Annotated in this window: 13 protein-coding genes; 8 read left to right on the top strand and 5 right to left on the bottom strand. The window is 70.2% G+C overall.

The genetic code is table 11. From position 1 onward, the window contains the following. Nucleotides 1-129: 129 nt before the first annotated feature. Nucleotides 130-1725, bottom strand: a complete 1596-nt coding sequence (locus HUA74_RS12570; RefSeq protein WP_174454735.1) for a thrombospondin type 3 repeat-containing protein — start codon at nucleotides 1723-1725, stop codon at nucleotides 130-132. Nucleotides 1726-1868: 143 nt separating this feature from the next. Continuing rightward, nucleotides 1869-4169 carry an MtsA protein gene (locus tag HUA74_RS12565; protein ID WP_174454866.1) on the bottom strand — a complete coding sequence of 767 codons (2301 nt, stop codon included), beginning with the start codon at nucleotides 4167-4169 and terminating at the stop codon, nucleotides 1869-1871. Nucleotides 4170-4486: 317 nt separating this feature from the next. Here HUA74_RS12565 and HUA74_RS12560 point away from each other — a divergent pair, with 317 nt between their 5' ends. From HUA74_RS12560 to HUA74_RS12525, 8 genes are read left to right on the top strand one after another with little or no spacing between them, the layout of a single operon-like run. After that, the gene (locus HUA74_RS12560; protein ID WP_246137093.1) at nucleotides 4487-4864 is read left to right on the top strand and encodes a hypothetical protein; all 378 of its coding nucleotides are present in this window, start codon (nucleotides 4487-4489) and stop codon (nucleotides 4862-4864) included. Nucleotides 4865-4903: 39 nt separating this feature from the next. Beyond that, nucleotides 4904-7117, top strand: a complete 2214-nt coding sequence (locus HUA74_RS12555) for an AgmX/PglI C-terminal domain-containing protein (RefSeq protein ID WP_174454733.1) — start codon at nucleotides 4904-4906, stop codon at nucleotides 7115-7117. 53 nt (nucleotides 7118-7170) lie between these two features. Next, on the top strand, nucleotides 7171-7806 hold the full coding sequence (locus HUA74_RS12550; protein WP_141641918.1) for an outer membrane beta-barrel domain-containing protein: 636 nt from the start codon (nucleotides 7171-7173) through the stop codon (nucleotides 7804-7806). Then, on the top strand, nucleotides 7803-9464 hold the full coding sequence (locus HUA74_RS12545) for a hypothetical protein (RefSeq protein WP_174454732.1): 1662 nt from the start codon (nucleotides 7803-7805) through the stop codon (nucleotides 9462-9464). Before HUA74_RS12550 ends, HUA74_RS12545 begins: the two co-directional genes overlap by 4 nt. After that, nucleotides 9461-12736 carry a tetratricopeptide repeat protein gene (locus HUA74_RS12540; RefSeq protein ID WP_174454731.1) on the top strand — a complete coding sequence of 1092 codons (3276 nt, stop codon included), beginning with the start codon at nucleotides 9461-9463 and terminating at the stop codon, nucleotides 12734-12736. The genes HUA74_RS12545 and HUA74_RS12540 overlap by 4 nt, the downstream gene beginning before the upstream one ends. Continuing rightward, nucleotides 12733-13251, top strand: a complete 519-nt coding sequence (locus tag HUA74_RS12535; RefSeq protein WP_174454730.1) for a hypothetical protein — start codon at nucleotides 12733-12735, stop codon at nucleotides 13249-13251. Before HUA74_RS12540 ends, HUA74_RS12535 begins: the two co-directional genes overlap by 4 nt. Beyond that, nucleotides 13248-13886, top strand: coding sequence for a hypothetical protein (locus HUA74_RS12530; protein WP_141641922.1), 639 nt, complete (start codon nucleotides 13248-13250; stop codon nucleotides 13884-13886). Before HUA74_RS12535 ends, HUA74_RS12530 begins: the two co-directional genes overlap by 4 nt. Next, nucleotides 13886-15805 (top strand): tetratricopeptide repeat protein, encoded by a 1920-nt coding sequence (locus HUA74_RS12525; protein WP_174454729.1) that lies wholly within the window; start codon nucleotides 13886-13888, stop codon nucleotides 15803-15805. The genes HUA74_RS12530 and HUA74_RS12525 overlap by 1 nt, the downstream gene beginning before the upstream one ends. A 63-nt stretch (nucleotides 15806-15868) precedes the next feature. On the opposite strand, the gene HUA74_RS12520 is transcribed toward HUA74_RS12525, so the two are convergent. The 3 genes from HUA74_RS12520 to HUA74_RS12510 all read right to left on the bottom strand — a co-directional run bounded on the left by HUA74_RS12520 (nucleotide 15869) and on the right by HUA74_RS12510 (nucleotide 19881). Then, a complete protein-coding gene (locus tag HUA74_RS12520) occupies nucleotides 15869-16717 on the bottom strand; it encodes an EamA family transporter (protein ID WP_254625027.1) in 849 nt (282 codons plus the stop codon). A 455-nt stretch (nucleotides 16718-17172) separates the two neighbouring features. Continuing rightward, a complete protein-coding gene (locus HUA74_RS12515; protein ID WP_174454728.1) occupies nucleotides 17173-17733 on the bottom strand; it encodes a hypothetical protein in 561 nt (186 codons plus the stop codon). A 480-nt stretch (nucleotides 17734-18213) separates the two neighbouring features. After that, complete coding sequence (locus HUA74_RS12510; protein WP_254625026.1) at nucleotides 18214-19881, bottom strand: hypothetical protein; 1668 nt, start codon at nucleotides 19879-19881, stop codon at nucleotides 18214-18216. Nucleotides 19882-19944 lie beyond the last annotated feature (63 nt).

Here is a 19944-nt window from a genome sequence, read left to right as displayed (position 1 = left end):
CGCACCCTCGCCTGAAGTAAATTCCAACAGTTTCAGGCACTTGTGCGCGGCGCATCAGGCTGTGGACCGGAGAGTGTGGGGGGCACTCCCCAGTCCGAACGAGGGGTAGACCCCTCATTCGCGGGTGGATCACGTTCCGAGGATGAAGGCCTCTGGGTCGAGGGGGAGGATGCCCGAGGGGGTACGTCCCTCGTCCTTGTCGTACTGGATGGGCTGGATGAGCAGCGAGCCGATGCCGGCGCCGCGCGGGTCATTGTCCCGGCCGGCCTGGAGGTAGAGGTACACCTCGTTGGTGCCCGCGGGGATGACCTCGCCGGGGATGAGCGGGTGGGGCCGCTCGCGCGTCGCGACGAGGGAGATGTTCTCCACGCGCGTCGCGTAGCAGATGCGGCCGTCGACGGTGGGGTCCGTCTCCACCAGGTCGTAGCCGTAGCCGCGCTCGCGGTGGAAGTCGAGGTCGGCGCTGAGCGGGTCTCCGTGGGCTTCAATCTCCGCGATGTTCGTCAGCCCGTCGCGGTCCGAGTCGAGCAGGTCCTCCGGCACGAGCGGGTTGGTCTGCGACAGGGCCTCCACCAGGTCCGGAAGGGTGTCGCCGTCGGTGTCGCCGATGCAGGGGTTGGTGCCCAGCACGCGCTCCTCGCAGGTGTTGAGCCGGTCGCCATCGTCGTCCAGGGAGATGCTGCAGCCGTTGATGACGTCGGGCAGCAGCGGATCCAACCCGACGCGCACCTCCAGGCCATCCATCAGTCCGTCCTGGTCCGAGTCGAGCTGCAGCGGGTCCGTGCCGAGCGCGTCCTCGTCCACGTCGGGCAGGCCGTCACCGTCGCTGTCGGCGAGCACCTGGCCTGCACGCACCGCCACGTTGCGGTTGAAGGCGAGGAAGCGCTTGAGCTTGAGGGTGTTCGTGCGCGCGGCGTACTTCAGCCCGGTGAGGGTGCCGGGCAGCCCCGCGGCGTCCGTCTCGATGGGCTCGGTGCCGCCAGCATGGGCGATGGCCGCGACATGCGCGCGGGTGGCCGGGTCCGGCACGGCGCCTCGGACATAGATGGGCTGCACCACCACCTCGCCCGCGCCGTACTGCTGGGCCAGCGCCTTGATTTCGCCGGTGACGGCGGTGAGCTCGCACTCGCTGCAGGCGACCTTGTCCGTCAGCGCGTTGCAGGCCGCGTCCAGGCCGATGTTGAAGGCCGGGTTGGAGCAGCTGGTGTCCTGGCTGCGCACCACGACGACCACCATGTAACGCGTGCGGGCCACCTCGCCGCGACACGCCGTCTGCATGTCGCCGGACAACAGCGTCTTCCCCAACCGCAGCGAGGAGCGGACGCTGATGGGCCCCGACTCTTGATAGGTGGCGTAGCGCGGGAGCGCGGCCTGGAAGTCCGCCGCGTCGGAGAAGCCGCCCAGGATGCCGGTGGCCACCGAGTGGTAGGCGACGAGGCCGAACTTCACGAACGGGCCGGAGAAGCGGCTGGAGAGCGTGGACAGGCCGTCGGTGGCATAGCCCACGATTTCGGTCTCCACGCCCTCGCCTCCCTGCAGCGCGAAGACGACCTTGGTGGGAAACGCGTCGCCGCCCGCGAGCGGAACACAGACAGTGCCGGAGAAGTTGGCGCGGTCACCTTGGTTGGCCCCACGCCCGTCGATGGCATAGAGACCCGCGTCGGAGCAGGACAGGAGCAGAATCGGGAGTAGCAGCGGCCACGCGGAGCGCGGAAGGGGGCGCATCGGATGGATTGTAGACCCCAGCCCCCCACGGCAACGCAAGTGACAGCGGTGTCCGCGTCGAATTCTTCAGACGCCTGCACACACCGCGGGCCGTAATTTCGCCCCGCCACGGAACGCCGGACGCGCCGCGTTCCGACGCGTGCTCACAATGTGAGTAGGAAGGCGAGCACGTCGTCCCGCTCCTCGGGGCTGAAGGCGCGCGCATCACCGTGTGCGGGCCCGGCCGTCTCCAGCACCGTCCTCAAGGGGAAGCGCGTGTCCACCACCAGCCGGCCATCCTTCACCGCGTAACCCGCGGTGGCGCTCGTGAGCAGCGGCCACATGTCCCACGTGCCCACCAGCGACGGCGGCGCCGCGCCCACCACCAGGTCCTGCTGCTCGATGCGCAGCGGCAGGGCCACGGGAGTGCCCACGTCCAGGTACTGGCCTCGCGTCCGGGCGTCCTGGTCCAACGTGTAGAGCGGCGCGGGATGGCACGCCAGACAGCCGCCCCGCCCCTCGAACAACGCGCGCCCCCGCGCGGGACGACCCACATGTCCATCCGGGAGCGTCACCGACTCCAGCGGCGCGCCATCCTCGCCCCGGTACGGGTTGGGTGGCGTCACCATCAGCGACGTATAGAGGGTGAGCGCCTCGACTTCGGAGGGGGACGGGTCCGGGTTGTGGAAGCGGTTGCGTCCGCCCACGAAGCTCGCCGTCTCCGCCAGGTTGTGCTGGCTGGCGGGCGTGAAGAAGGGCGGCGTGTCACGGCTGCCCAGCACGGTGGGCGAGCGGTAGATGCGATTGGGCCGCGTCTTCTCGTAGAAGACCCCGCCGGTGTGTCCCTCGATGTGACAGCCGTCGCAGGTGATGCCGGTGCGTCCCAGGTCCGCGTAATAGAGGACCTGTCCCAACTGGCGCTTGGCCTGCGCGCGCGTCACCACCACCGGGAGCCGCCGCGTCACCACCCCCTGCCGCCCCTTGCGCGCGTCGCGCACGTCCACCACCGCCACCTCGCGGCTGAAGCGATTGAGGACATAGAGGGTGGCGCCGTCGGGAGAGAGCACCAGTGAGCGCGGCCCGGAGTGCAGCTCCTCGCCCGCACGTCCCTTCGTCGAGAAGTCCCCGGCCGGACGGATGCGCGGCATGTCCTGGGGCGGCGTCAGCGAAACCTTCTGAAGCACCGCGCCGCGCGCCACCGTGTCGTCGCTGGAAACCAGCGCCCGGGCGTCAATCACCCGCACCCAGCCGATGCCCACGTCCGCCGCGTAGAGCAGCTCCGTGGCCTCGTCGAGCGCCAGACCCTCCGTCACTCCCGCGCCGAAGCCCCGGTGTCTCACATAGTCGCCACGCGCCGGGTCGATGACGGCCACGCCGCTGTTGTTGCTCACCTCCATGCGCTGGGGATTGGGCCCGACATTGGGGCCCAGGCTCGCCATGAAGAGGCGGCCCAGCTTCTGGCTCGCGACGAGCGCGCGAGGCGCCTTTCCCCCCATCACCTGCGCGCGGAAGCGCTCCGTGTTGCCGCCGACGATGGCCACTCCAGGCCCGGGCACCACGGTGAACGCGCGCGCGCCGTCCTCCTGACGCAAGAGTTCCAGTTGCCCCGTCTGGAGGCTGCCCACCGCCAGCAGGTCCTTCCATCGGGCGAGCGCGCGCGGATTGGGGTCCACCGGCGCGGCCCAGCGCTCGCGTCCATCCTCGAGCGAGACAGCCCGCACCGTGTCCCTCACCTGCTCCGCGATGAAGGCCACGCCACGCGCGCCATCCACCTCCAGGCCGGAGGCGCCCAGGGGCGCGGGCAACACCCGAGGCTCGCTCTTGGAGTCCAGCGCGAACACGCGCAGCTCCGGCTGGTAGCGATGGACCACGCCGAGGAAGGACCGGCCGCGCGCATCCTTCCACGTCGCCAGCGCGGAGGGCCCGTCCCCCACCGCCAGCCGCTCCACGCGACCCGAGCCCACGTCCAGGGAGTACACCGTGTCCGTGGGCGGCGAGACGACGAACAGCGTGCGCCCATCCGGCGACGCCACCATCCCCAGCAGGTCGGGAAAGGCGCTGTCATTCACCAGCGTGAGGGGGGCGCTCCCCTCGACAGGCGCGCCCCCGTCCGCCACCAGCCGGACCTCCACCACCACCTGGGGCAGGTCCTCCGGCAGCGCCAGCCCCGCGGGCAGCCGGGCGAAGGCATGGCCCGAGTCGACCACCGTCAACGGCAGCTCGCGTGACAGTGGTGGACCGAGTGACAAACGCAATCCCGCTACCAGCCTCGCTCCCTGGATGGACAGGGGCTGCGAGGTCTCATTGCTGGTGAGCCGGGGGCCCACCGAATCGAGCCTCGGCGCCGTTCCCGAGGAGGGGGGCGCGGAGGACCCGGGAGGCGCGGATGTGCGCTCGCCCCGCGTGCTCAGGCGGTAGCCCACAAACCCGGCGGCGCTCCACAGCGCCACGCCCACCGCCAGCATTGCCCACTTGCGCGCCGCGCTCGTCACGTCTGTCCCGGTGCCTTTCGCGAGAAAGCATCCTCCCTCCTCTCGCGCGAGGCCACGAGGATTCTCCCCGTGCCCGCCCGGTTGGACAGCGACTTCAGACACGGAGCGGCACGACATCTTTCCGCTCGGCCGGCAACGAGCAAGTGCTGTCGTGGAGCACGCGCCCCACATGGGGTGGAGTGCCCCCCACACCTGTTGACCGACGTCTCACGAACAGCCCTGGAGTGTGCGTTGACAGGTCCATACACGCATCGCTTAACCTGTTGATGATGCGACGCTTCCTCCTCTGCATGGCCGTCGCCCAGCTCCTCGGCATCGGTACGCTGTTCATCCCGAGCGACGCCTGGGCCCAAGGCCGCGGCCGTTCCGCGAAATCGGCGAAGTCGAAGGCTGGCAAGAAGTCCAGTGCCAAGGCCCCGCCGAAAATTGAAACCAAGAGCGCGCCCGTGACGGACCCGGTGACGGGCGAGTCGGAGGCCGCCACTTCCTCGGCGCCGCCGCAGCGCGGCCCGTCCCGCATCGACTTCGACGACCGGCTCATCCAGGGCCAGACGAACAAGTCGGGCGCCGTCTATCTCTATGACCGCAAGGAGCTGAAGACGCGGTCGATGATCCGCGAGCGCGACAGCTTCCGCGCCGAAACGCTCGCCACGGTGTACGACCAGTAGGGCAGCACCGCCCACCAGCCCTTGAAGGGAGCGTCACCGTTGAGCGGCCAGCCCAGCGTCCTGCAAGTCGTCATCCTCCGCGACGGACTCCTCGTTGGGACGGAAGTCTTCGTCCCCGGCACGTATGCGCTCGGTTCAGACCCGTCCGCGGACCTGAGGCTGGAAGACCCGGCCGTGGAGCCGCGCCACGCGCTGCTCTATTTCCAGAACGGACGCGCGGCCATCCAGGACGCGGGCACCGCCACGGGCCTGTTCGTCAACGGCCACCGCGTCACCGCGTGCGAGATTCGCTCCGTGGACGAGGTGCTGTGCGGACCGTTCGTCCTCAAGACGCGCGTGCTGGCGCAGAAGCCCCACGAGGCCAAGCCGCAGCCTCCGCCGGAGGTCGCCGCGCTGTTCGGCACGCCGCAGCCCGCGCCGCCTCCCCCCGCGCAGCAGGCCGCGCCCGTGCGCCAGCTCCGCCCCGCCACCGCGCCCGCGCAGCCACTGGCCACCACCGTGCCCGCGATTCGCGCCGTGCCACAGCAGCAGGCCCATCCGGCGCAAGCGGCGACGCAGGCCATCTATCCGCAGCAGTCCGCCGCGCCCGCCATGGTCCCCATGCCGGCGCCCGTCGCGCACGCGCCGCAGGCCTCCGTCAACGCCCAGGCCCACGTGGCCGCCGCGCCGCAGCCCGTGCCGCTGCAGGCCCCCCACCAGCCCGTGCCCGCCGGCACCGTGCCGTCCGTGCGCCGCCGCGTGACGCAGGAGCCTCCGCAGGCCGCGAACACGGGCATGCTGTTCGCGGATGATCTGCTCGCGGACGTCGCGTTGGAGCCGCTGCCCGCGCCGCAAGGGCCGCTGCTCCAGGAGCCGCGCGTCACCGCGTCCAGGCCCACGCATGCGCCGCGCCTGGACCCGGGCAAGGGCACGCCCCAGCTCTACCTGGAGCTCTACTGGGGCACCATCCGCCGCGACGCGCGCCGCTTCAAGCCGGACAAGAAGCAGCCGGTGAAGGCGTCGCTGGACCTCCCCGACGCGATGCCGCTGTGGGGCTTCACGCTGCCGGAGAGCACCGGGCCCTTCACCCTGGCCGAGTCGGCCAACGGCGCCTTCCGCCTCTTCGTGCCTCCTGGCACCGAGGTGGAGAAGAGCGGCAATGACGGCCGCTTCACCCCCGTCACCGGCGCGGCGCTGGAGTCCGACGGCAGCCGCCGCTTCATCACGCTGCGCGAGGGCGTGGGCGCCCGGCTGACGCAGGGCCAGATGTCGCTGGTGGCCTACGCCGCCCCCATCCCCACGCGCGTGTTCGTCAACCCGCTCAAGGGCCTGCCGTGGCTGGCGATGATGTGCTTCCTGCTCTTCGCGTCGGGGATGGGCGCCTTCATCGCGCTCAAGCCGCCCACGCCGGAGACGGCGGACTTCACCCAGAAGAGCCTGCCGCCCGTCGCGCTGCGCCTCATCGCCCCCGAGCCGAAGAAGAAGGAAGAGGCGAAGCAGAAGCTGGAGGCCATCAAGAAGAAGGCCCCACCGAAGGAGAAGGTCGCGGAGAAGGCGCCGCCCAAGCCGGTGGAGAAGGCACCGCCTCCGCCCAAGGAGCAGCCCAAGGCCGTGGCCGCCGCGCCCGCTGAGAACAAGGCGCTCAAGGCGCTGGCGAAGCTGTCCGCCGCCGGGCCCGCCACCAATGACCTGCTCGCCGCCGTGGACAAGCTGGGCAGCGGCCCGGGCAGCAAGAACGTGAAGAACTCCAACTACAAGCTGTCGGGCCTCATCGGAAAGGCGCCCATCGCCAACGCGGGCCTGGGCACGTTCGGCCTGGGCGGCGGCGGCAAGGGCGGCGGCGCGACGCTGGGCGCGGAGCTTCTGCGCGGCAAGGGCGGCGGCGGAATCGGCGCGCTGGGCGCGGGCTCGGTGGGCAAGGGGAAGGTCGGCGGCACCGTCACGCGCGCCACTGCTCGCAGCATCGCCTCCACCCAGGGCACCGTGGACCGCGAGGCCGTGGCCCGCGTCATCAACAGCCACCTGAACGAAGTGCACGGTTGCTATGAGCGCGCGCTGCTCAAGGATCCGGGCCTCGCCGGCAAGGTGGTGCTGGAGTGGACCATCGGCGCCAACGGCCGCGTGGCCGCGGCGAAGACGAAGTCCTCCACGTTGCGCAATGCCTCCGTCGAGGCCTGCATCCTCACCAATCTGAAGTCCTGGACCTTCCCCGCCCCCAAGGGCGGCGTGGTCATCATCACCTACCCGTTCCTCTTCAACTCCGTCGGCTACTGACGCGGGCCCCCCACCCGCGTTTCGTTCCGCTCATCCGCCAGGAAGCCCCCACCGTGCGATACGCCCTGCTCATTCTCTTGTTCCTGGCGCCCGGCCTTGCCCGCGCCCAGGCCGAGGCGCTCGAGAATCCCGGCGCCGTCTCCGCCATCCAGGAGCGGCAGTACCGGATGAATCACGAGCTGTACCTCGGGGTCGGCGTGCTGCCGGCCGACGCCTTCTACAAGGGCCTCACTGGAAGCGTCTCGTACACGTACCACTTCAGCGACACGTTCGCGTGGCAGGTGGGCCGCGGCACGTACAGCTACAACATCCAGACGTCGCTGCGCCGGCAGCTCGAGCGCGACTTCGACGTGGCCCCCACCGCCTCCGCGTTCGAGGACCAGGTGCAGTGGATGGTGGGCTCGGACCTCGTCTGGAGCCCGCTCTACGGCAAGACGGCCGTGCTCAACAGCTCCGTGCTGCACTTCGAGGCGTTCCTGCTCGGCGGCGGCACGGTGGTGAAGATTGACCGGCAGGACGGCTTCCGCCCCGCCATCAACCTGGGCCTGGGCGTGCGCATGTTCTCCGGCAAGACGCTGTCGTTCCGGCTCGACGTGACGAACAACGTCGTGTTCGCGGGTGCCTCCCGCATCATCAATGTCCCCGTGGTCCAGCTCGGTACCGCGTTCAACTTCGGCGCCACGGAATGACCCCCCGCTCACTTATCGCCGCGCTCGCCAGCGCCGCGCTCGTCGTGTCTCCAGCGACGGCTCCCGCCCAGTCTGGCGGTGGCTCGCTGCCCATGCCGCCACCTCCTTCCGGCGCGAAGGCCACCCCCGGCGCCGCCGCCAGACCCGCGACGGGCTCCCCCGCTCCGGCCGCGAAGCCCGCCGAGTCCGGTGCACCCGCGCCGGCCGCCGGCGCCGAGGGCGCGCCCGCGGCTGCCGCGTCCGACAAGAAGCCGGAGGCCGCCGCCGAGGCGCCGCCGCCCGTGCCGCAGAAGGTGGACCCGGCCATCTTCGACCAGGCGCTGCAGGACTACTTCGACGGCAAGCCGCGCGACGCCGCGGGTCCCCTCTACGCGTGGCTCCAGGCCGCGCCCAAGACGGACGACAACTACGCCTGGGCGCAGTACTTCCTCGCCCGGAGCCTCATCGACCTGGGCCTGACGCACGCGGGCGCGTCGTACCTGGCGCGCATCGCCCGTGAGCGCTCCAACCCGAACGTCATCCCCCGCGCGCTCGACACGCTGAAGGAGCTGACGGACCGGCCGCACGACGACGTGATGATCGACGAGCAGGTCTTCGGCGCGCTCGACCTGGGCTTCCTCCCGGAAGACACGGGCGCGTACGCGCACTATCAGCAGGGCCTCGTCGACCTGCGCGTGGGCAACGAGCGCTGGGCCAACACGCACTTCGCCAAGCTGTCGGAGACGAGCGCCGAGGCCAGCCGCGCGAAGTTCGCGCTGCTCGTCACCCGGCTCAAGCAGGTGAAGGAGCCCTCCGAGGAGCTCATCGCGGACTTCCTGGGCCTGTCCAAGGACGAGAAGCTCACGCGCGAGGCGCGCAACGAGGCGGCGCTCGCGGTGGCCCGCCTGCGCTACGAGCGGCTGGACTACACGGGCGCGCTGGAGGCGTACAACCTGGTGAAGCTGCCGGAGCTGGACCCGGGCCGCGCCAGCCTCTACCTGGAGGAAGCGTGGACCCGCTACAAGCTGGGTGAGCCGCGTGCGTCGCTGGGCATCCTCACCACCCTGGACGCTCCGTCGTTCCGCGACGAGTTCCTGCCGGACAAGTACCTGCTGCGCGCCCTCATCTACCGCGACCTCTGCCACTACCTGCCCGCCAAGCGCGCGGCGAAGGAGCTGACGCGCAGGTTCGCGGACTCGCTGGAGGCGGTGCGCAACCGCGACGACCTCACCCAGGACCTCCGCTTGCGCCGCGCGGCCAACTCGCACGGTGGCACCCAGCGCGCCTCGCGCTTCGTGGAGACGCTGGACCTGGAGGGCGAGCGCCTGGGCCGCTACGCCGGCAGCTTCGGCGACCGGCTCTTCTCGCACCTGACGAAGCTGTACGACTTGTCTCGCGCCGAGGCCGTGCGCGTGTACGACGCGCGACTGGCGGAGGCCGTGCGCCAGGAAGCGGACACGCTCCTGCGCGCCGCGGAGCAGGTGCGACTGATGGAATACGAAGTGGGACTGAAGCTGTACGAGCGCGTGAAGAAGGGCGCGAAAATCGTGGCGCCCGAGGATGAACAACTCCTGACGCCCGACAGCGTCGCCTTCCGCTTCGACGGCGAATACTGGAACGACGAGCTCAAGTCGTACCGGGTCAGCATCGAGAGCCGCTGCATCGAGGAGACCCCATGACCGGCCCCCTGACCGGCCTGATTACCGCCGCCCTGCTCGCGGCGTCCCCCGGAGGCACGGGCCGCGCGGCGGGCCCCGGCCTCAATCCGATGGTCTCGAAGGCGAAGGAGCGCGACGAGTTCATCGCCAAGCTCAAGCGAGACATCTTCAAGGTCGACCGCGCCATCGGCGAAACGGAGAAGCTCATCTCCAAGAGCCGCAACGCGCCGTACCTGCCGGACCTCCAGTTCCGGCTCGCCGAGCTCTTCGTGGAGAAGAGCCGCTACGTGTACTACCTCCAGGCCGAGTCCCGGCCGGAGGGAGCCTCGGGCGCCATCGTCTCCCCCGAGACGCGGCTGATGAAGCAGAAGGCCGTGCAGATGTACTACCGCCTGCTGCGCGAGTACCCGGACTTCAAGGACGGGGACCAGGTGACGTTCTACCTGGCGCACGAGCAGCGCGAACTCGGTCAGTTCGACGAGATGCTCAAGACGCTCGGCGACCTGACGCGCAAGTTCCCCAACAGCCCGCTGCGGCTGGAGTCGGAGCAGATTCTCGGCGACCACTTCTTCGACAAGGCGGACCTCGTCGAGGCCGAGCGCCACTATCAGGCCATCCTGGAGGCCCCGCCCTCCCCCGTGCACGACCTGGCCCGCTACAAGATGGGCTGGATTCGCGTCAACCAGGCCAAGCACGCGGAGGCCGTCACGTTCTTCGAGGCCGCGGCCGCGAGCGCCCCCCTGCCGGGCATGGACGTGAAGAAGGCGCTCAACGTGAAGCGCGAGGCGCTGCTTGACCTCGTCTACAGCTACACGGAGGCGAAGCCCGCCAAGGGCGCGCTCAACTACTTCGAGAAGCTCAGCGAAAGCCGAGCCACCTACGCGCTGGCGCTCGACAAGCTGGGCAACCGCTACTTCATCAAGCAGCAGTACGAGTGGGCCATCCCCGCGCTGCGCAAGCTGATGGAGATTCAGCACGACCCCGAGCTGGATTTGGAGCGCGGCCAGAAGCTCTACGACGCGCTCAAGGCGTCCAAGGGCAAGGTGCTGCCGGAGCCGGAGGACCTGCGCATCCTCGTGCGCGCGGCGGTGCAGTCCAAGACCGACCCGGAGCTGTCGGAGGTCGACCGCAAGAAGCAGCTCGTGGAGCTGGAGGAGATGGGGCGCGACCTGGCCACCCTGCTCCATCTCGCGGCGCAGAAGAAGGAGGAGAAGGAGCTCTACCTGAGCACCGCCGAGGCGTACGAGGCGTACCTGAGCCTCTTCCGTCCCGACCAGTACGTGCGGCCGATGATGAAGAACCGCGCGGAGGCGCTCTTCTCCGCCAAGGACTACACGCGCGCCGCGCGTCAGTTCGAGGAGCTGGCCCGCTACGAGTCGAAGGCGAAGGACGCCAAGGGCGAGGAAGAGGCCCTCTACGCCGCGCTGCTCGCGCACTTCTCCACGCTCAAGCCGGAGGAGGCGCTCAAGCGCAACGCGTATGAAGTCGCGGACGCGCGTCAGGCGATGAAGCTGCTCGGCGCGGAGTACGTGTCGCGCTACCCCAAGAGCCCCAACGTCCTGGACGTGAAGTTCAACATCGCGCGCGCCTTCTACGAGGACGGCGACTACCCCAAGGCGGCGGAGCTGTTCACCGCCTTCGCCCTCACCCATCCGCAGCACAAGGAAGCCACCGTCGCCGGCAACCTGGCGCTGGACAGCTTGCGGCAGGTCAACGACTTCAAGGGCCTGGACGAGACGGGCAAGAAGTTCCTCACCTCGCCCCTGCCTGGCAACTTCCGCGCGGAGGTGCAGAAGATTCTCACCCAGAGCCGCGCCGAGGCGCTGGACGAGCTGGCGCTGCAGAGCGCCCAGGAGACGGGCGACGTCATCCAGGGTCTCGTGAAGGTGGCCGACGAGAACAAGAACAGCGACATCGGCGAGAAGGCCCTGTACGGCGCCTTCACGGCGGCGCGCGAGAAGCGCGACCTGCAGGCCGAGCGCGACCTGGGCGCCAAGCTGGTGCAGGACTACCCCAAGAGCCAGTACCTGTCGGACGTGCTCCTGACGCTCGGCCGGCACGCGGCGGAAGCGGCGGCGTTCGGCGAGGCGGCCACGTGGTTCGAGCAGGTGGGCCAGAAGCTGGGCGCGGACATCGCCGGCGTGGATGGGTGGCTTGCTGGCGCGCGGTTGCGCATGGCGCTGGGTGAGTACAAGGAAGCGGCCCGGAACCTCGAGACGGCGGCGGAAGTGTCGGGCGCGCGCAAGTCCGAGGTGCTGGTGCTGCTGGCCGAGGCGCGGCTGAAGGCGAAGGACTACTCGCGCGCGAAGCTCGCGGCCGACTCGGCGCTGAAGCTGGACCCGAGGAGCGCGGGCGCGGCGGCGGTGCTGGCGGAGGTGCAGGCAGTCACGGCGCCCACGGCGTCCGCGGACGCGCTGGTGGCCACGCTCACCACGGCGGTGCAGGGCCCCAACGGCCAGACGGAAGAGGCGGCCAGGGGCCTGTGGTTCCTGGGCGAGATTCTCTACCGCGGCTACAAGGACCTGCCGGCGGACAAGGTGGAGGAGAAGGTCGCCGCGCTCCAGAGCCTGGAGGGCATCTACACGCAGGCCGCGTCGCTGGGTTACCCCGAGTGGGCGGTGGCCTCGCTGTGGCGGCTGGCGCTGGCGTACGGGCACATCGCGGACGTCGTCGAGTCCACGCCGGTGCCGGGCGGCCTCTCCGCTGCGGAGTCGCAGCAGTTCCAGGCGGCGGTGAAGGAGCAGGTCGGCCCGCTGAAGACGCGCTCGGAGGAGGCGTTCAAGGCGTGTCTGTCCCGCGCGGAGTCGCTGGAGGTCTTCAGCGCGGCGGTGGTGGGTTGCCGCTCGCGCGCCGAACAGGCCGCGCTGCCGGTGCCCCAGCCGGGTGCGCCCACGCAGTTGGCCGCGCTGGATGACCTGCGCAAGAAGGCCGAGCGCACGCTCAGCGTGGAGTCGCTGGAAGCGCTGGGCATGGCGTACCTGGAGGCGCGCCAGTTCGGCGTGGCGCAGCTGACGTTCGGCCGCGTCACGGAGCTCCAGGACACCAAGGCCTCGGCGCACTCGGCGCTGGGCTGGGCACTGCTCAACATGGGTGACGCCATGGGCGCGCGCGCCGCGTACGCCAAGGCGATGGACTCCGACCCCACCTACGACAAGGCGCGCCTCAACCTGGCCGCGCTGCGCTGCCGCTTCGGCGACGTGGACGGGGCGCGGCGAGACCTGGCCGTCCTCAAGGACGTGGGTTCGCTCAACGGGGCCGACGTGGACACCGCGGGCTGGAAGGCGTGCAAGTGAGCCCGCGTCTCCACCCGACGCACTCGCACGGCTTCCGGACCCTGGCGCTGGTGGCGCTGGTGGCCGGGCTGTGCGCGTGCGGCGACGAGGGCGGCGCGCTGGAAGGCAGCGTGTCGCCGTTGTTGGACCTGAAGTACAAGCGCGCGGAGGCGGTGCTGGCCGAAGGAGAGCTGTCCATCAACTTCGTCTCGCCCCAGGGCTCCGGGGTGAACACCGTGCTGAAGGTCAGCGCGCGCGTGGGGGACATGATTCCCGAGGGCTACACCGGCGGGCTCACCATCAACCTGGCCGAGGCCCTGGAGGGCGGCGCGCAGCGCGGCGTCATCGGCCGCAGCGTGCTGGACGAGCCGGCGCGTGTCTTCCCGCAGTTGGAGCGAGGCTCGCTCGTGGTGGACAACCTCCCCACGGCGCAGGGCCAGCGCGTCACCGGTGACTTCCACGTCACCTTCGTCAACGGCATCGACATCTATTCCGGCCGCACCATCTTCGGCAGCTTCGAGGCGACCGTTCCATGAAGCACATCGTCCTGCTCACCCTCCCGCTCTTCCTGGCCGCGTGCGGCCCCAGCTACGGCATGAAGGTGCCTGGCTCGCTGGTGAAGAAGCTCCCGTTTGAAGTCCGCATCGAGCTGCTGGAGGCGGAGAACGAGCTGGCGCTCGCCGTCGACAAGGTGGACGAGAACAACAACGAGATTGACCGCGCCCGCGACAACATCCGCCGCGCCCGCTCCCGCCAGGAGGCGGCGGAGGACGAGGTGGACCGCGCGACGGACGAAGTCTCTCGCGAGGTGGCGAAGCTGGCCATCGAGGAGTCCGAGGCTCGCGTGGAGTACCTGCGCGCGAAGCAGCGGCTGTCGGTGGGGTTGCGTGACGTGTCGGAGCTGGCGCGCAACTGCGCCTTCGCCAAGTTCGAGCTGGCCAAGCTGACGGCGGCCCGCAAGGCGAAGGTGGAGGGCAGCGAGGAGCTGGACCCGAAGGAGTTCGAGGAGCAGGTGGCCGAGTGCGACGCGGAGGTGAAGGAAGAGCTCGCCGACCTCTCCGAGGACCAGAAGGAAGAGAAGACGGCGCGGGAGGCTTGGGAGGCGAAGAAGACGGCCCTCGCCAAGAAGACGTTCGACGCGCGTGCCAGTCCCTACGTGGAGAACCTGTGATGACGAAAGCCGGCGTCCTAGTCCTCCAGCTGCTCACCGCCCAGACGCCTCCACCCGACGCGGCCGCGCTCGAGCGCACCGCGGCGGTGGAGAGTGCCCGGCTGCGCGCGTCTCCGGACGACGCCGATGCGCTCTATCGCCTGGGCACGGCCTTCCTCGCGCTGAACAAGCCGAAGAAGGCGGTGGAGCCGCTGAAGAAGCTGGTGGAGGTGGAGCCGGACCTGATTCCGCCCCGCCTGGCACTGGGTCGGGCGCTGCGGCTCGCGGGCGACGCGGAGGCCGCGCGCACGCTGCTGGACCAGGCCATCGCCGCGTTTCCCGAGGATGCGTCGCTGCGCTCGGAGCGGGGCCTGCTTGCCCGCGTGCTGGACGAGACGGACGTGGCCATCAGCCAGTACTCGATGGCGGTGGAGCTTGCGCCGAAGGACGCGGAGCTGCGCTTCAACCTGGGCGAGGCCCTGCAGCGCGCCAACCGCACGGACGACGCCATCGAGGCGTACCGTGAGGCGCTGAAGCTGGACTCCAAGCTGAACGTCGCCCGCGTCAACCTGGGCAAGGCCCTGGCGGAGAAGGGGCTCAACGGCGAGGCCAAGGAGACGCTGCGCGAGGCCACTCGCGAGAAGCTGGGCGACGCGGAGGCGCACTACAACCTGGGCGTCCTGCTGCTGCGCGAGAACGACTTTGACGGCGCCATCGCCGAGTACCAGCGCGCCATCGCCGCGGACCCGAAGCACGCGCGCGCGCAGAACAACCTGGGCGTGGCGCTCAACGAGAAGGGCGACCCGCGCAAGGCCACCGAGGCGTTCCTCAAGGCCATCGCCGCCGACTCGAAGTACGCGGAGGCCCACTTCAATCTGGGGCTCGCCTACTACCAGTTGGGCGACAACGTGCGCGCCACCAAGTCCTTCGAGAAGGCGCTGGTGTTGGAGCCGCGTCGGGCCAGCGGGCCGTACACGCAGTTGGGCCACCTGTACCTGGAGCAGGGCAAGAAGAAGCAGGCGGTGGAGGCCTTCAAGAAGGCCATCGAGAAGAGCACCGACGACGGGAAGAAGACGACGGAGGCGTACCAGGGTCTCGCGCGTGCGTACCTGTCGCTGGGCAAGGCCGAGGAGGCCGTGGCCACGCTGAAGACGGCGGTGGAGGCGTTCCCCAAGGACGCGGCCGCGAGGGCGGGCTACGGCGAGGCGCTGAAGGCCAAGGGTGACTTCGACGGCGCGATTGCCCAGTACGAGGAATGTGTCGCGCTGTCGCCCACGGTGGAGAACCGGTTGGCGCTGGCGGACACCTACGCGAAGAAGCGCGTGTCGGCGAAGGCGCAGCCGCTCTACCTGGCGGTCCTCAAGGAGGACCCGAACCACCGCGTGGCGAAGCTGGCCCTGGCGGACCTCCTGATGGCCATGGGGGACTACGCCGGCGCGGAGACGTACCTGCGGCCCAAGGAAGGCGAGGAGGCGGACACGGCGGCGCTGGCGCGGCTGGGCATCGTCCACTCGCGGCGCGGGCGTCCGGACCTGGCGGTGACGGAGTTGGAGGAAGTGGTGGCGAAGGACCCGGCGCAGATTGAAGCGCGGGCCGAGCTGGGCTTCCTGTACCTGCGCGGCGGCGACGGCGCGAAGGCGCGCAAGGTGCTGACGGACGCGCTGGCGGTGGAGCCTCGCAACGCGCTGGCGCTGCTGTACCTGGGCCACGCGCTGTACCAGCAGGGCAACGCGAAGGACGCGGAGAAGTCCTTCCGGGGTTCCTCTCAGGTGGACCCGACCTTCGCCGAGCCGCACAACGCGCTGGGCCAGTTGCTGGAAGCGTCGAAGCGGCTGGATGAGGCGAAGCAGGAGTACGAGACGGCGCTGAAGCTCCAGCCCAACCACGAGGACGCGCAGCTGTCCTTGAAGCGGCTGGGTGCATCGGCCAAGGCGGAGTAGGCGCGACGGCTCCGCCCCGTCTGGCGCGGAGCCTCGGCCCAGGCGGACGAGGCTGGGCGACTGCTACGCGGGCATGCCGAGCAACACCGCGCCCACGGAGACGAACGCCGCGCCCACGAGTTGGCGGCGTCCCAGCCTCTCTCCCTGAAGCGCGGCCAGGGCCAGCGCGAAGGCGATGGAGGTGTTGCGCAGCGTGAGGACCGCCCCTGCCCCACTGTCGTTCAGCGCCGAGAGCAGCAGCGCGAAGGACAGCATGCAGATGGCCCCCGCGAAGACGACCAGACCGGGACGGCTCCACGCCTCTCGCTGGAGGGTGGCCCACCCCATCTGCCGGCTCCGCTCCAGCACCAGCACGGGCAGCGCGACGAGCAGGCCCGTGGTGAAGAGGGCGGGTGGCTGCGCGCCGTCCGAGAGCGCCATCTTGTAGCTCAGGTGATAGCCGGCGATGGCCACCGCCGACAGCGCGGCCCACGCGACTCCGGACGCAGCGGGCCCCGTGGGACGCGACAGATGCATCACCGCGAGCCCACCGCCCAGCACCACCGCGCCCGTGACGGTCCATGCGGAGATGGGCTCACCCAGTGCCAGCACGGACGCCGGCCAGACCAGGAGCATCGCGCCACCTCGCGACACCGTGTACGCGAGGCCCAACGGTGCGCGGTGCAGGGCACGGGACAGCGCCGCCAGATAGACGCTCTCACAGGCGCCTGCCCCGAGCGCCCATGCGAGCCCCGCCGTGGAGGGGAACGCTTCCCCTTTCATGCCGAGCGCCCACAGACCACCGCCCACCACCGCCACGGTGATGACGCCCACCACGCCTGCCTCGGGATTCGGATGCTTCTTGAGCATCGCGTTCCAGGACGCGTGAAGGAACGCGGACACCAACACCAACCCCAACGCGACGGTCTGCAACGGACGAGGCTCCTGGACAGCGGCGAAGGCTCGTATCTAGCGCGTCGCCGTGCGCCTCGCAGTCCTCATGAGAGGAGAGGCACACTCCTCGTCATGCGAGGGGAGCACAGTCCTCGTCGGAGTTCGCCAGAACCGTCGGTGCGTCGGCCGCGGACAAGCGAGCAGACAGGGAAGGCTCGGCAGGCGACTCACCGCGTGGCGTGAGGAGCCCACTGCTCGGGAGAGAGGCGCACCGCTCCTTCCGCGAGAACAGGAGCGCGGAGCATCAGTCCACTCGAAGAAGCCGTGCCTTCTCGGGGAGCGGTGCTTCGCGCGCGGCGAGGACACGCAAGCCACTCGCTCCACTCTCGGGGCGACGAGTACCCCACGAAGAGGCTTCGCATCTCCCGCAAGGACTTGAGCAGGGTGGGCCTGGCGGAAGTACGCCGGGCTTCGCGCGCCACATCGCTGCTCACTCAGGGAGCGTCATCCTCACCGGAGTCCTCGGAGTCCCCCGACACGTCGCCCGAGAGGAAGCGCGCTGGCAGGACAGGCCCCGTGGGCGAAGGACGCCGCTCGACGAGGTGCTGTCGACCGAAGGTGTAACGCGCCTCCGCATGGGCTCCGAAGGCCGAGCCTTCCGCATGAGCCACCAGCACTAGGTCCGTCCGCGGCACCACCCCCGGCGTCACGCTCACCACGCACGGCACCGCGCGCACATCCTCACCCTCACCTTCCGGCAGCACGAAGTCCGTCGTCCCTTCGATGAGCCGTGCCTCCGGAGGCAGCACGATGCTCACCGCGATGGGGACGTTGAACCCCGCCCTTCGCTCGACTTCAGCCACGAGCCGGAGTCCTCCGCCTTCGGCGTCCACCACGCGCCAGTTCACGCGCATCGGAGCGGGCACTCGCGTGGTGAGCCCCGCCAATGAACCTCCGCTCAACGCGGTGGCCGCGCTGTCGTCAGAGGACTCCTCCGTATGCTCGTCGCCAACCGCCACGCCTCGCGGACGCACGCGGTGGACCGCATCGCGCACCAGACCGGCGCCTCCAGACTTCCCCTTCGACGGTGACGCGGTCGACATCCGTACCGCCGACACAGACCTCGATGCGGACACCGGAGCAACTCGAGTCCGCGTCGCGAGGCGCGAAGCCTCGTCCCCGTGCGTGGGACCACTCAACGGAACATCGTCTCTCTGGGAGAAGGGAGGTCGAGGCTCGGGAGGCTTGCGCAGTCGGCCTCGGGCTCGCTCCACCCCCGAAGCCACTCCCGCCGCAAGTGCTCCAATCAGCGCCAGGGCCAACACTGCGCCTGCGATGCGTCGTCGCGACGTCATGGGCACGCACCCTGAATGGCACGCCCCACGCGTGCTCGGGCAACGAGCCCCACCACGTCGACCACCGACACAACATCAGGGCGAGCGAGGGCCTCCCGGCCATCCCGCCGGACACGTTCCATCATCGACACCGCGGACTCCAGAACTGGCCCCTGCCGCTCCAACTTGCGCATCACAGCCTCACCGGCACAAGGGCTCATGGCTGGGATACGGATACGCCAGGGTCGGCTCGGTGGCCGCGTCCATCAATGCCCGCGGGTAGCCCTTGCACATCAGTGTGTCCAGGAAGTCCGCGAGACACGGCGCGGCCTCCGTCGTCTCCACCACGTCCACCTGCCTTCCCGCCACCATCCTCCACGTGTGCTTGCGATACCCCCGCGCCCACGGCGCCAGGTTCATCGCCGGAGCCGCGAGCGCCTCGTACAAAACCTGCCGCGACGGCGTACCGGTGCCCAGCCGATAGAGCATGGCGGCCACCTCGTTCTCCTCGATGGGCTGGAGCAATCCGTCCTCGGGCTTCGGCCGAGACCACGCGACCAGCTCCGGTGAACGCGTCTCCAGGTCCAGCCAGAACATCGTCCCGCCCTGCCTGTCGTAGTAGCGGGGATTGCCGCGCGTGTCGGAGCTGAACCACGTGGCCCAGCCCTCACTCCACGCCTGGCCCGGGAAGGTGGGCACCCCGACATAGTGCGGTCCGCCCTCGGAGGGGCTCGTCCCGTGGCTGGCCATCGCCCAGTGACCCAGTTCGTGGAGCACCATCGCCTCGGACCACCACGCCGCGTCGGAGTCTCCCGGCAGCCAGAGCTGCGCGCCCCAGCGCCGCCCCGCCGCCGTCACCTGCCACGGCGCGAAGCACGCCCCACACGACCACGTCGTGCCGAAACCCAACCACGCCACCACGGGCAACCCCGTCCGGCCAAACCGCTCCCGCGTGCCATTCCACGCCGCGCTCAGCGCCTCGAAGACCGCCGCCGCGCCCGAGCCCTCCGACTCCTCGATGGCGACCACGGGCGCATCCATCAACTCTCGCGTGGGGCGCGCCCAGCTCCACAGCCGCGCGGAAGCTCCCGGCGTCACGGGCAGCGTCTGTGGCCCAGACAGGCCCGGGTCCGCCACCGCGTAGTCCACCGTGCCGGGCTTCCCCTGCCCCGCCGCGTACACCACGACGAGGTCCTCCGGGCCCACCTCCGTCGGCAGGCGCACGGTGAAGCGTCCCACCGCGTCCGTCACCCCCAGGTCGATGAGCGTGCCCGCCTGGAAGGACGCGACGAGGAAGCCGCGGGCCGGCACCCACTCCGTCTCCGGCGTCCAGTCGTGGAAGGCCGCGTCGGGCAAGCGGCGCTCGTAACGCGCGACACCGCTCAGGGTGCGCCCGGGCGCACCGCACCAGCCCCGGTTCCCTTCCGCGACACAGCCCGCCTCACATCGCTGTTCGAGCCAGCGCCCCGCCGAGCACCGCTCCAGCGCGCCCATGTCCGAGCAGCGCGTGGCGCTCTCCACACAGGCCGCGCCTGGCTCGCAGTGCGCGCCATCGGAGGATTGCGATTCGACGCAGGCCTCGCTCACCGCGCAGTCCTCGCGCGCGAGCTGTCCGTCGTGACAGCGCTCCACCACGCGAGGCCCCAGACACCGTCCTCCGACAGGAAGCGCGCCGCAGTCGACCTGGGCCCTCACCGATTCCTCGGGCCCGGTGGAGCACGCGCTCATCCGGCAGGCTTCGTCGGAAGCCTCGCACGCGGCATCACACGGAACGGCTCCCGAGCCCGCGCCACACGCCAGCAACCCCACGCCCAGCGCCCAGTACACGAGCGCCCACCCACTCGCGCGAACAGCCGACTCGAAGCCCAACGCCGTACCACCTCCACGTCCGCCACACTGGTGACGGGTGCGCGGCAGGACAACATGGTGCCC

It is taken from the genome of Myxococcus sp. CA051A, from assembly GCF_013336705.1.
GTDB lineage: Bacteria > Myxococcota > Myxococcia > Myxococcales > Myxococcaceae > Myxococcus > Myxococcus llanfairpwllgwyngyllgogerychwyrndrobwllllantysiliogogogochensis.
The sequence above is the reverse complement of the archived record's forward strand: the minus strand, read 5'-3'. Positions and strand labels throughout refer to the sequence as shown.